At 33.5% G+C, this 13651-nt stretch carries 12 protein-coding genes; 8 read left to right on the forward strand and 4 right to left on the reverse strand.

Features of this window, described 5'->3' with window-relative positions; translation table 11 throughout:
• Positions 1 to 50: 50 nt before the first annotated feature.
• The gene (locus Q1W72_RS02225) at positions 51 to 1073 is read right to left on the reverse strand and encodes a low specificity L-threonine aldolase (protein ID WP_099715716.1); all 1023 of its coding nucleotides are present in this window, start codon (positions 1071 to 1073) and stop codon (positions 51 to 53) included.
• A gap of 188 nt (positions 1074 to 1261) precedes the next feature.
• On the opposite strand from Q1W72_RS02225, the gene prfB reads away from it, so the two are divergent.
• Positions 1262 to 2357 (forward strand): peptide chain release factor 2 gene (prfB, locus tag Q1W72_RS02230; protein ID WP_143394899.1). Its coding sequence is split into 2 segments (ribosomal slippage): positions 1262 to 1324 and positions 1326 to 2357, totalling 1095 coding nucleotides; the frame shifts between segments, so codons are not numbered across the junction.
• A gap of 92 nt (positions 2358 to 2449) precedes the next feature.
• Complete coding sequence (locus Q1W72_RS02235) at positions 2450 to 3148, forward strand: energy transducer TonB (RefSeq protein WP_302137121.1); 699 nt, start codon at positions 2450 to 2452, stop codon at positions 3146 to 3148.
• Positions 3149 to 3176: 28 nt separating this feature from the next.
• Here the strand turns inward: Q1W72_RS02235 and Q1W72_RS02240 are convergent, their stop codons facing one another.
• Positions 3177 to 4088 carry a phospholipase A gene (locus Q1W72_RS02240; protein ID WP_302137123.1) on the reverse strand — a complete coding sequence of 304 codons (912 nt, stop codon included), beginning with the start codon at positions 4086 to 4088 and terminating at the stop codon, positions 3177 to 3179.
• 186 nt (positions 4089 to 4274) lie between these two features.
• Here Q1W72_RS02240 and lpxD point away from each other — a divergent pair, with 186 nt between their 5' ends.
• From lpxD to Q1W72_RS02260, 4 genes are all read left to right on the forward strand, one after another.
• A complete protein-coding gene (gene lpxD / locus Q1W72_RS02245; protein ID WP_302137125.1) occupies positions 4275 to 5273 on the forward strand; it encodes a UDP-3-O-(3-hydroxymyristoyl)glucosamine N-acyltransferase in 999 nt (332 codons plus the stop codon).
• Positions 5274 to 5439: 166 nt separating this feature from the next.
• Positions 5440 to 7068, forward strand: a complete 1629-nt coding sequence (locus Q1W72_RS02250; protein ID WP_302137126.1) for an acyl-CoA carboxylase subunit beta — start codon at positions 5440 to 5442, stop codon at positions 7066 to 7068.
• 139 nt (positions 7069 to 7207) lie between these two features.
• Positions 7208 to 7840, forward strand: a complete 633-nt coding sequence (locus tag Q1W72_RS02255) for a hypothetical protein (RefSeq protein WP_302137127.1) — start codon at positions 7208 to 7210, stop codon at positions 7838 to 7840.
• Positions 7841 to 8070: 230 nt separating this feature from the next.
• Positions 8071 to 8493: a DoxX family protein gene (locus Q1W72_RS02260; protein WP_099715723.1), complete on the forward strand. Its 423-nt coding sequence runs from the start codon at positions 8071 to 8073 to the stop codon at positions 8491 to 8493.
• A gap of 50 nt (positions 8494 to 8543) precedes the next feature.
• On the opposite strand, the gene Q1W72_RS02265 is transcribed toward Q1W72_RS02260, so the two are convergent.
• Together Q1W72_RS02265 and Q1W72_RS02270 are read right to left on the reverse strand one after the other, a co-directional pair.
• Positions 8544 to 9590 (reverse strand): AMP-binding protein, encoded by a 1047-nt coding sequence (locus Q1W72_RS02265; protein ID WP_302137910.1) that lies wholly within the window; start codon positions 9588 to 9590, stop codon positions 8544 to 8546.
• A 40-nt stretch (positions 9591 to 9630) separates the two neighbouring features.
• The gene (locus tag Q1W72_RS02270; protein ID WP_302137129.1) at positions 9631 to 10542 is read right to left on the reverse strand and encodes a CPBP family intramembrane glutamic endopeptidase; all 912 of its coding nucleotides are present in this window, start codon (positions 10540 to 10542) and stop codon (positions 9631 to 9633) included.
• Positions 10543 to 10650: 108 nt separating this feature from the next.
• On the opposite strand from Q1W72_RS02270, the gene arsC reads away from it, so the two are divergent.
• Both arsC and Q1W72_RS02280 read left to right on the forward strand, forming a co-directional pair.
• Complete coding sequence (gene arsC, locus Q1W72_RS02275; RefSeq protein ID WP_282712843.1) at positions 10651 to 10995, forward strand: arsenate reductase (glutaredoxin); 345 nt, start codon at positions 10651 to 10653, stop codon at positions 10993 to 10995.
• Between the two features lie 106 nt (positions 10996 to 11101).
• Positions 11102 to 13564: a TonB-dependent receptor gene (locus Q1W72_RS02280; protein WP_367881674.1), complete on the forward strand. Its 2463-nt coding sequence runs from the start codon at positions 11102 to 11104 to the stop codon at positions 13562 to 13564.
• The last annotated feature ends 87 nt before the right edge of the window (positions 13565 to 13651 follow it).

A 13651-nucleotide genomic window follows, 5' to 3' on the forward strand; every position in this document is an offset into this window, starting at 1 on the left:
CGCGATAAAAACGTTAAACCTTAAACTTTAAACAAATTTTCCAAACAGAATTATACTAATTTTTGGAGTGTTTCCAAAACATAAGTATGCATCACTTCTCTATAATCAAGATGCGTTACAATTCTCAATTTTCCATGTCCCATCGAGCTGATTGAAATGTTTTTTTGTTTTAAAACTTCAATTAAATTCTTCTCGTTACAATTTGGTACCAATGAAAAAATCAAAATATTAGTCTCAACTGGTTCTACAGAAGCTACCCAACTTAACTTTTTCAATACTTCGGCAATTTCTTTAGCTCTACGATGATCTTCAGCAAGGCGTTCTATGTTGTTATCCAAAGCATAAATTCCGGCTGCTGCCAAATATCCTACTTGACGCATTCCGCCACCAAATATTTTTCGAACACGCAACGCTCTGTGAATAGTCGCTTTATCAGCCAATAAAACAGAACCAATTGGTGCTCCCAATCCTTTGGATAAACAAACCGAAATCGTATCGAATAATTTTCCAAATGCTTTTGGATCTTGCTTTTTGGCTACCAATGCATTCCAAATTCGGGCGCCATCCATGTGAAATTTCAAATTATTAGCATCGCAAACCTGTTTTATTCTTTGCAAGTCTTCTAGTTCGTAACAAGCGCCTCCACCTTTATTGGTTGTGTTTTCCACACAAACTAAACTCGTCAAAGGACTGTGATAAAATTCAGGATCATTAATTGCTCCCGCTACTTGTTCGGCAGTTATCATTCCGCGGTTTCCGTCTAATAAACAACAAGAAACTCCGCTGTTAAAAGAAACTCCACCACCTTCATAATGATAAACGTGCGCGTATTTATCCGCTATTAATTGTTCGCCGGGCTGTGTATGCAATTTTATCGCTGCTTGATTGGCCATTGTTCCTGAAGGGAAGAAAAGTCCTGCCTCCATACCAAACATCGCTGCGACTTTTGCTTCTAATTCAATAACTGTAGGATCTTGTTTGTAAACATCATCACCTACAACTGCTTTGAACATATATTGCAACATTTCGTTGGAAGGCTTTGTGATGGTATCGCTAATTAAATTTATTTCCATATTTTTTTATTATCAGTACGGGCAATTCTCGAATTGTCCCTTCGTAAAATTTTTCTATTTTTGTGCCACAAATTTACATAATACCGTTTGTTAATTCAAACTAGTTCAGTTAAAACTAAACTAAATATATTACACAACGGAATTTTTTGTAAATATTGAAAACAGACCTATCAAATTAATATAATTTTATGACAACTACCGAACAAATTAAAGGTATTGTGGAGCGCCTTGGTGCGTTGAGGAGGTATCTTTGACGTTGATGCCAAGCTAATTGAGATTTCTAATGAAGAAGAGAAAACTTTTGCTCCCGACTTTTGGAACAATGCAAAAGAAGCGGAACTCATTGTAAAAAATCTTAGAAACAAGAAAAAATGGATTGAAGATTACAATAAAGCTGTCGAAATGACGGACGAATTGCAACTCGCCTATGATTTTTACAGAGAAGGAGAACTTACCGGAGAAGAATTAGACGAACATTACAACGCCACTCAAGCTCATATTGAAGCTATCGAATTCAAAAATATGCTTTCGGATGAAGGTGATACATTGAGTGCAGTTGTGCAAATAACTGCCGGTGCCGGTGGAACGGAAAGTTGTGATTGGGCCGAAATGCTAATGCGCATGTACATGATGTGGGGCGAAAAATACGGCTATAAAATCAAAGAACTGAATTTCCAGAAAGGTGAAGCAGCTGGAATAAAAACCGTAACACTCGAATTTGAAGGCGATTATTCCTTTGGCTATTTGAAAGGCGAAAACGGCGTACACCGATTGGTTCGAATATCACCTTTTGACAGTAATGCCAAGCGTCATACTTCGTTTGCATCCGTTTATGTGTATCCGCTTGTAGATGATAGTATCGAAATTGACATTAATCCCGCTGATATCGAAATTACCACTTCGCGATCCAGTGGTGCCGGAGGACAAAATGTTAATAAAGTAGAAACTAAAGTACAATTGTTTCACAAACCAACGGGGATTCAGATACAATGTTCTGAAACACGATCACAACAAGATAACAGACAACGTGCGATGCAAATGTTACGTTCTCAATTGTACGAAATTGAGTTAAAAAAGAAACAGGCACAACGCGCTGATATTGAAGCCGGGAAAATGAAAATAGAATGGGGTTCACAAATCAGAAATTACGTGATGCAACCCTATAAATTAGTCAAAGATGTTCGAACCGGTCATGAAACCAGCAATGTTGAAGGCGTAATGAATGGAGAAATCGATGAATTCCTTAAAGCATATCTCATGATGATGGGACAAAAAGAAGAGTAAAAATATTCTACTATTAAATTTAATCCTACAGTAAGCTAAAGCTATATTGTAGGATTTTTTTGTTACTTTTGTTCCAAAATCATCACGTTACCATGAAAAAATTACTTGTATTATTCGTTTTATTATCGTCCATAACTTTTTATGCACAGAAAAAAGTATATTTTACAGAAGATTTCAAAGAATTACCATCTGCAGATAATGCCACTTATTATACTATTTATGAAGAGAGTCCAGAAGGAACATTGCGAACAACTTACTACCTCGATAATTCTCTTTTTACCAAAGATCATTTTTCAAATTACAAAAGACGAATTTTAAACGGCACATCTGAAAAGTGGTATAAAAATGGCACTAAACAAATGCTGGCAATATATATTAAAGGCAAACAAGAAGGCGTTCAAACTCGATATTTTGAAAACGGTCAAGTAAAACGTACCGAAAATTTTAAAAATGGAGAATTTGTTGATGGAAAATGTTTTGATGAAAACGGAACTGAAATAGCGTTTTTTCCTTACTACGTAAAACCTGAATTCCCTGGAGGAATGAAAGCTTTTTATGATTATGTAGCAAATAATTTTAAATCTCCAAACAGTGGTAGAGGGGAAATAAGAATTGGATTTTATGTTGAATTAGACGGAACTTTAAACCACTTCGAAGTTGTAAAAAGTATCAATAAAGAGATGGATTTGTCAGCTATACGATTATTAGTTAATGGCCCAAGATGGACTCCAGGTAAAATAGATGGTAAAGAAACACGTGTGAAATTTGGCATACCAATTACCGTTCTGTAGATATTTTTAAGAATTGCTCCTTTAAAATTTAAAGCCATTCTATCAAGGAAACCCCTACTCCAATAGTAGTTTGTAAATTATTATAATCAATCAGCGTTTCACCATATCCATGAGAGATTAGCAAGTATCCCTTAAGATTATCTTTTATGGGATACGACCAGGAAAAGGATGAATTGCCTCTTGTTTTGGAATTAAAATTTAGATTATGGCTGCCAATAAAAGAAAATATATTACCATTTTTGGTATAAATCACATTTATATCACCACGCCCAACATATTCTGAAATATCCGGATTATCATCTTTCTCTGCAGGCAGACGAAACCAAGGCCTAAGATAAACTGTCCAATTTTTTCGTTCTAATCCTGCATGAAGAATAACTCTATTCCAACTTCTTGAAAAAGGTTCGCTCTTCCCGTTAGACTGGTGATTGAAAGCCACTCCAACTATTCTGGCTTTAAAACCCAAAAAATTAAATTTAACAGGAACATTCAAAATAAGTTCCGGCTCGTAATTCACTTCTCTAAAGGGTCTTGAAAGATCATTATTATAGATTTGCCAATGTGATATTTGTGTATAAGCAACCCATAAATCGCCATGTCCCCAAAAAATTCCCTGCAAGACTTTGGTCTTGAAACTCAATTGGAATTTAGCTTCTATATTATTATAATCAACTCCATCAGGAGCAACATAATCAGGATCTACATTTCCTGAAATAGGTTGTTCATTTGGATTATTTGTCCATCGAACCGGTAAAACATACATTGGTTTATAAGGAGTCACCAAAAATGTCCCTCTAACAGAAGTGGTGTCTAATTCCCAGCGTTCAGTCAAATCCCGGAGTTGTGTTTTACTGTTAAATAAAGCCTGAATTTGTGCATTTGCAGAAAAACCAGAAAAGAAAAGTATAAAAACTGAAAATTTTATTTGAAATGATTTCATCAGGTACAAGCATACATTAGACAACAAAATTAATTTTTTAAGACTCCCTTTTGTTGTGAATTTATTTTTATTACTTATATAAATAACACTTTTTTATCTTGTTAAAGAATTTATTAAGATTAGGAATTTTAACCCTAAATTCTTTTATTTGATAATTATTAAACAACCAAATCCAATATATACTTAATGAAATCCTACACAATTCAAGAAATAAATGAGATTCTAAAAGGAGAAATAGTCGGGAATACTTTTCAAAGTATTACTGCGCCTGAACAACTTGAAGCCGCTAATGAATCTGAAATTTCATTTATTGGAAACAAAAAATACGAGAAATTTTGGTCTGCATCCAAAGCTTGTGTAGCGGTAGTCAACGAAGATATATCTATAGAACCTGGTGAAGATAGGGCTTTCATAAAAGTAAAAAATGCTGATTTAGCAATGTCTCAGGTATTGGAACTTTTTGCACCTCCAACACCAATATTTACAATTGACATTCACCCAACAGCAGTAATTGATTCAACTGCAACCATTTGTAATGGTGCCCGAATTGGTGCAGGATGTTATATAGGACCTAAAGTTATAATTGGAGACAATGCAACTATTTATCCAAATGTGACTATACTTGACGAATGTACAATAGGTAAAAACACCGTGATTTGGTCAGGAACAGTTATTAGAGAACGATGTCATATTGGGAATGATTGTATTTTGCATCCCAATGCAACAATTGGTGCCGATGGTTTTGGTTTTCGTCCTGACCCACAAAGAGGTTTAGTGAAAATTCCACAAATTGGAAATGTTATTATTGGTAACAGTGTAGAAATTGGTGCTAACTCGTGTGTTGATAGAGGAAAATTCAGTTCAACGGTTTTAGGAGATGGTTGCAAAATTGATAATTTAGTTCAAATAGGTCATAATAGTAAATTGGGCAAATTCTGTATTATGGCTGGAAACAGTGGACTTGCAGGATCAGTAACATTAGGAAATGGTGTAATCATTGGCGGAAGCGCTTCGATAAAAGACCACACCACTATTGGCGATGGTGCCATTGTTGGCGCAGGTTCCGGTGTTACAGGAGATATTCCAGCGGGGAAAACCATGTTAGGATATCCAGCTATTGAAGCTCGTGATGCATTAAAACAATGGGCAATTTTGAAAAGACTTGTCAATGAGTCAAAAAAATAAACACTTACTTTTTTATTAAATTCATAAAAAAACAGAGATAAACTTCTGTTTTTTTGTTTTAATAGTAAACATATATTCGATTTTCATCAAAATCCAATTAAAATAATAAAATTTATTTAGTTGGATTTTGTATTTTAGCACAAAATTTTTTTAACACTATTTCATCATGGATTTGAACTTCAACAAAAACGAAGACCACAATAAACTTTTACTTTCAGCATTGCGACAAAAATTAAGCGTAGTCAAATTAGGAGGTGGTGAAAAACGCATCCAAAAATTACATGGTGAAGGCAAAATGACAGCACGCGAGCGTATTGATTATTTATTGGACCCAAAAGCAAAATGCATCGAAATTGGGGCGTTTGTTGGTGAAGGAATGTATGCAGAACATGGTGGCTGTCCATCTGGTGGAGTTGTTGTGAAAATAGGATATATCAGAGGAAAACAATGTATTGTTGTGGCCAATGATGCGACTGTAAAGGCGGGCGCTTGGTTTCCTATAACCGCAAAGAAAAATCTGCGTGCGCAAGAAATTGCAATGGAAAATCGTCTCCCAATCATCTATTTAGTGGATAGCGCAGGCGTTTATTTGCCTTTGCAAGATGAAATTTTCCCGGATAAAGAACATTTTGGTCGCATTTTTAGAAATAATGCTCAAATGAGCAGCATGGGAATTACCCAAATTGCAGCTGTAATGGGAAGTTGTGTTGCTGGTGGTGCTTATTTGCCAATTATGAGCGATGAAGCGATGATTGTGGATAAAACAGGAAGTATTTTCTTAGCCGGAAGTTATTTAGTAAAAGCTGCCATTGGCGAAAGCATCGATAACGAAACGTTAGGCGGAGCAACTACACATTGTGAAATTTCGGGTGTTACAGATTACAAAGCCAAAGATGATAAAGACGCATTAGATAAAATAAAAAATATTGTTGACAAAATAGGCGATTTTGATAAAGCTGGTTATAGCCGAATTAAATCAGAAAAACCCGCATTAGACGAAAAAGAAATTTACGGTGTTTTACCAAAAGCCCGAAATGAACAGTACGATATGATGGAAATCATCAATCGTCTGGTTGATAATTCCGAGTTTGAAGCCTATAAAGACGGTTATGGTCAAACCATTATTACCGGTTATGCCAGAATTGACGGTTGGGCAGTTGGAATTGTTGCCAACCAACGAAAAGTAGTAAAAACCAAAAATGGCGAAATGCAGTTTGGAGGCGTAATTTACTCTGATAGCGCTGATAAAGCCACCCGTTTTATCGCTAATTGCAACCAAAAGAAAATTCCTTTGGTATTCGTTCAAGATGTAACCGGTTTTATGGTTGGATCCAAATCTGAACATGGCGGAATTATTAAAGACGGTGCCAAAATGGTAAATGCTGTATCCAATTCAGTTGTACCAAAATTCACGGTTATCGTAGGAAATTCATACGGTGCAGGAAATTATGCCATGTGTGGAAAAGCGTATGACCCAAGATTAATTTTTGCTTGGCCTAGTGCTGAACTAGCCGTTATGGGCGGAACGCAAGCTGCGAAAGTATTAGCACAAATTGAAGCTTCTTCGCTTAAAGCAAAAGGCGAACTGGTTGACGAAAGCAAAGAGAAAGAATTGTTTGATAAAATCAAAGCTAGATATGACGAACAGGTTTCGCCTTATTATGCAGCATCACGATTATGGACTGATGCAATCATCGATCCTTTAGACACCAGAACCTGGATTTCTATGGGTATTGAAGCGGCAAACCACTCGCCTATTGAGAAAAAATTCAACTTAGGAGTAATTCAAGTTTAACCACTCATTTACAGTAATTTAACTCTATATTTTGTATATTTATAATGCTTTTAGGAACTATATTAATGGTTCCTAAAAGCAGTTATAATGCCCTAAAAAATCTTAACCTAATTCATTTAATTATCTAAAATTAAAAGAAATGAAAAAGATTTTTGTTTTACTAACAACACTTCTATTGTTAGTGGGGCAGTTTACATATGCACAAAATAAAACTGAAAATACTATTTTTTCAAAGGATAAGAAACCTTTTTATCTCGAAACAGGAATCAACGCATCGCTGCCTGTACACATACAAATGTATCGAAGTCATAGACTTGCTCTAGGCATAAATGCCAGAGCTGGAAAAATAATTTCTAGAAAATTAGAACTCGGAATCCGATTTGATTATGATTATAGATTCATAAAGAAAGGCAGTCGAATACTGACTCCCGAAAGCACATTGACAGAAAGAGCTTTACATAGTAATTTTAGTTTATTCAGCATTAAACCAAATGTTCAGTTCAATTTAAACTCAAATTATTTTTTGGGAGTCGAAACCGGTTTAGGATATGCCCTTTCTGATGAAGATAGTAAAATTGGATTGGGTTTTGTATCTGAATATGCCAGTGACCAACAATTTGGATTGTGTTCAGGTCTGTATTTTGGAAAATCATTTGACATTGGTTCTAATAAAGACAAAATCAGTTTATCTCTTAATTTTAGTCAATTTTTAGCTCTTGGTCATGCAGAAAACAGCCTTGGTTTGCGAATAAATTACCTGTTCCTAAAGTAAATGAAAGTATTTCAAATTATTAAAAATTACTCAATCCTTTTTAAAATTTAACTTCTCTACTCTCGCTGTACTTATAAATTAAGACACCATTATTAGTAATTTATTCGCAAAAGCTACCGTACAATTCTTTTGAAGGAAGAAAACATTCAAAGTTTAGTTTTCTTTAACAATTATAAATTATTTAATTAAAAATCAGTAACTTAGTACTACATTTTTAAAACTATAGTATTATGAACAGCGTCAAAAATTTAAACAAATGGGCAAATACGCACACTTATTTAACCGTGGATTTGGTACGAATAGCACTTGGAGTATTTTTGTTTATGAAAGGAATCTCTTTTATAACGAATATCCAATATTTAAATGATCTGATATCTCCAATTGACAGAATTGGCGGTGGAATGTTTCTCGTTCATTATATTGCTCCGGCGCACATGGTTGGTGGTATAATGATTGCTTTTGGTTTATTGACAAGATGGGCAATAATAGCACAACTTCCTATATTAATAGGTGCTATTGTAGTAAATTTTATGGGAGAAATGCATTCCCAAAATTTACTTTTGGCATTACTGATATTAGGAATTTGTATCTTTTTCTTATTCTACGGAAGTGGAAAAAATTCAGCTGATTATTACTTTAAAATGGAGCAATAATTAAATAAAAAAGCTTCCAAAAGTAACGGAAGCTTTTTTATTAAAACAATTTAAATACTTTCTATAATTTCTTTGCGTTTTATCTTCCCGTTTTCGGTTTCAGAAAATTTAGAAACATAAAAAACTTCTTTTGGTTTTTCATATTTGTCCAAACCATCAAAAATACTGTCGTCCAATATTTGTTGTTCCCCTTCAATAACAATAACTAATTTTTCACCTAAAACAGCATCTTGTTTTCCGGTTACAAAAAATCTTGAGTTAATTTTATCCGATAACTTATCTTCAATTTTTTCAGGAATCAATTTGATTCCACCACTGTTTATTACATTATCAATACGACCTAAAAAAAGAAATTGATTTTCGCCTACAAGTTCCACTAAATCATTTGTGACAATAGATTCATTAGAAATTTTTAAAGCACCAATCACCAGACAATTTCTATCATCTTGGCTAATTTTAATATTTGGCAAAATTGAAAAAGTCTCCTCTCCTATTTTCTTAGCTGCAATATGAGTAATCGTTTCCGTCATACCGTAGGTTTCATACACTTCCGTTTTCAATTTAGAAAGTCCTTTTTCAAGAGTATTGTTCATTTTTGCACCACCAACAATCATCTTTTTTACATTCTTCAACTCTGATAAAGAGTTTTGAGCTTGCAAAGGAACCATCGCTACAAAATCATATTTGGTATCGTTTTGCAACATAGGATGAGAACTTGGCGCAACAAAATCAACATCAAGACCCAGAATAAAACCCCTCACAAACATCATTTTTCCTGCTATATATTTAGTCGGTAAGCAATGTAATACTTTGTCTCCAGGTTTTAAATCGAAAAAATCACCGGTAGCAATTGCTGAATTGACCATCGCTTGTTTATCGACACGAATCAATTTTGGAGTTCCGGTAGTCCCGGAAGTATTCATTTCTATATACGATTTGTTATCAAACCAATCGAGTACAAAATCTCCCACTGATTTCTCGAATTCGTCTCCTTCTTTTATAAAACTGTACGCTACTCTGCATAAATCATTTCGATTCAGATGAAACCCGTTTAACTTAAAGAGGTTGTGGACATTATGATATGTTATTGTATCAATCATGATAGGTTTATTTTAAATTATTGAACAGTTTTAATGATTAAATATTTCCAGTTAGTTTTTCTTTCCAATTGGTCCAATTGTATTTTTTACTAAAGATAAATAAAAGTATTGGGTAAATAAGAACCACCGGCACTATAACATCTAATCCGGCTGACGGTTCCGAAATATCTTTAAAAACAGAATTGGTTTGAAATGCAGACCAATCAGAAGTAACAAGTAAAGCACCTACTAAATTATTGGCAGCATGAAATCCTAAAGCCAGCTCCATTCCTTCATCCATCAATGTAATAATTCCCAGTAAAAGCCCCGTTCCTATATAATATACAAGTACTATATACCCTATTTTAGCCACTTCAGGATTAAAAATATGCATTCCTCCAAAGATAACCGAAGTCATCAATAAGGGAAACCATTTATTCTTGGCAAGATTAGCAAATCCCTGCATTAAGTATCCTCTAAAAATATATTCTTCAGAACTGGTTTGAATTGGAATTAGCACTACACCAATTACGACTAAAATTGCAAATGGTACAGGTTTAAAATTGATTACAAAATCGTTGGGATTAGAAAAATAGAATAGCAAAGTGGATACAATTGTAAAAACGGACCAAACCATAAAAGAAAATCCAACTCTTTTCCAATCTATTTTAGCTCTTGATGTTGTTACAGAAAGCATCGTTTGTCCGTGTAAATTACGAACTACCAACACAATGCCTAGCATAATAAAAACGAACGAAATCAGTATTAAAAACAAAGTCAGATTTGAGTCAAAAAAACGCATTACCGATTCATTATCTGTTGGATAAGGTTTTCCATTGAAAATTGTTTCATACAATATTCCTATTAAAAGTGGCAACTGACCAACAAATGAAGCGCAAATTATTATTATTGAACCTAAAATATATTTCCAAAAATGATTCTCTGATTTTATTCCCTGTTCTATAAACATATAATTTTCGTTTTATTTTTATACTTAATTAGTTTAGCAAATGCTATTTTTGTTACATCAATACTAATCCTTCAAATACCCATTTATAATAACCCAATAGTATTAACTATGATACAAATATACCATAATTCACGCTGTGGAAAATCCAGAAATTGCCTCGCATTTGTGGAAAACTCAAAAAAAGAGTTTGAAATCATCAATTATTTGACAAATCCACCTTCATTTGAAGAGTTGTCAGCTATTATCCAAAAATTAAACATAAAACCCATTGAATTAGTTCGCCAAAAAGAAAAAATTTGGATAGAAAATTTTAAAGATCAAAAATTGAATGACGAACAAATTATTCAAGCCATGATCTCGCATCCAATTCTAATTGAAAGACCAATTGTAATCGATGGAAACTCGGCTATTATAGGACGTGATTTAGAAAAAGTGGCCTCTTTTATTTTATAAAAACCCGGTTGTTTTAATTAACATTTTTTTGTGATTTGTAGTATTAAACCAAATCCTACTTTTGCAATCTAAAGTTTGTAACCAAAGTTTTTAAAAAATGAAAAAAATGAAATCCGTTTTAATTCTTGTTCTCTTTTTTACGACCCTGTTCAGTTTTGCTCAAGCTCAACAAGCTCAACAAGGTCCTGCAGTTCCAAAAATTAAAATAACAGGTAAGGTAATTGAGAAAATAAGTAAACAACCTCTTGAATACGCTACAATTACTTTTTTAATTCCAAACAATCCAAAACCAGTTGCTGGTGGAATTACAAATCCAAATGGGGAATTTGAAATTGAAGTTAAACCGGGTGTTTATGATATAAAAATTGAATTTATATCTTTTAAAATAAACGAAATTAAACAAAAGAACCTTCAAAAAAGTACGAGTTTAGGTTTAATCAGTTTAGATGAAGATGCGAATCAATTGAATGAAGTTGTTATTCGTTCTGAAAAAACAACTGTTGAAATAAAATTAGACAAAAAAGTATACAACGTAGGGAATGACCTTATGGTAAAAGGAGGAACTGTTAGTGATGTTTTAGACAACATCCCTTCTGTTGCTGTTGATGTTGAAGGAAATGTAAGTCTTCGTGGAAATGAAAATGTAAGAGTTCTTATTGATGGAAAGCCTTCAAATGCTATTAATATTGCTGAGGCATTGCGATTAATTCCAGCCGATGCGATTGACAAAGTAGAAGTTATTACCAATCCATCTGCACGATATGATGCCGAAGGTGGTGGAGGTTTGTTAAATATTATCTTGAAAAAAGGTAAAAATCAAGGTTTAAACGGAACTTTTATAGCTTCAACCGGATATCCTGAAACATACGGTTTAAGCGGTACCTTAAACTATAAATCAAAAAACTTTAATCTTTTTACAACTCAAGGATACAATGACCGTAGTAATCCCGGAAATGCATTTACAGATTCAAGATATTTAAATGCTGATAATTCTACTCGAAATTATGTAAATGAAACTAGAGAAAACGAAAGAGATAATAAAGGGTATAATGGGAATTTTGGAATGGAATGGTATTTAAGTGAAAGCCTTTCTTGGACCAATACCTTTAACTATAGAAAAAGTAATGGTATCAACGTTGATAACGTTTTCCAAAATAATTATGATTCAGGATTTAATTATGACTATACCCGTAATCGTATCAATTTAGAAAATAGCGATAGTGAAAACGTAGAATTTGCAACAAACTTCACTAAGAAATTTAAAAAAGACGGTCATAAATTAACCATTGACGGTTCCTTTTCTACTAATGATGACATCAACGATGCGTTAATTACAGACACTGCTACAAATACAAGTGTGATAAAATTTGATAACACTATCAACAATCAAACTCAAAGCAGAAATTTACTTCAAATGGATTATGTTTTACCTATTGGAAAAGGAAGCCAGTTTGAAGCAGGATATCGTGGTGATTTCTCAGAATTACTTACTGATTACAGAGTAGAAAATGATGGAGTAATCAATAACAACTTCACAAATACATTAGAATACAAGGAGAAAGTTAATGCGCTTTACACTCAATATGGTGTAAAAATTAATAAATTCTCAGCCCTTTTCGGATTGCGTTTTGAGGATTCAAATATTGAAATCAATCAATTAGCAACTAATGATTTCAACACTAAAAAGTACAACAACTTTTTTCCAAGTGCTTTCTTCACTTATGAAATATCAGACAAAAGCAGCGCTTCTTTAAGCTATAGCCGAAGAATTCAAAGACCTAGAGGAAGAATGTTGAATCCGTTCAGCAACTTGTCGAGTAACATCAATATTTTTGTTGGAAATCCAGATTTAGATCCTGCATTTTCAGATGCTATTGATTTTGGTTACATCAAAAGATGGGAAAAATTAACCTTCAATACTTCCTTATACGTAAATAAAACAACAGATGTTTTTCAATTTGCAAGAAGAGAATCGGGAGATTTCGTTAACGGAACACCAATCTTAATCAGTTCTCCTATCAACTTGGCAACTGAATATAGAACAGGATTTGAATTTACATTAAACTATTCTCCATACAAATGGTGGAAATTAAACAGTAACTTCAATTTCTTCAGAAACGAAACGCAAGGAGATTTTACCTATATTGATTTCAACAATAATGAAATTGTACAAAATTTTGATAACGTAGCGACATCTTGGTCAACAAGACTAACTTCAAAAATCACATTGCCATACAAAATCGACTGGCAGACTAATGCAACCTATAACGGTCCGCAAAATAATGCACAAGGAAGAAGCTTAGGAATTTTTGCAGCAAACATAGCATTCAGTAAAGATGTATTAAAAGACAAAGGAACACTTTCATTCAACGTAAGTGATGTATTCAATTCCAGAAAAAGAATCATGGAAAGTAATCTTCCGGGAATTGTAAGTTCGTACAGCGAAATGCAATGGAGAGAAAGACAGTTTAGCTTATCGTTCACGTATCGTTTTAACAAACAGAAAAACGAAAGAGAACAACAACCTAAGCGAAATCAAAATGAAAATGAAGGTGATTTTCAAGGATAAAAAAATAAGGACTCGTGAAAACGGGTCCTTTTTCTTTTTAGACAAAAAGTAAAATAGCAGAGTATAAAGCATAAAAAAAAGGGCCCA

Source organism: Flavobacterium sp. ZE23DGlu08 (assembly GCF_030505335.1).
Classification (GTDB): Bacteria; Bacteroidota; Bacteroidia; order Flavobacteriales; family Flavobacteriaceae; genus Flavobacterium; species Flavobacterium algoritolerans.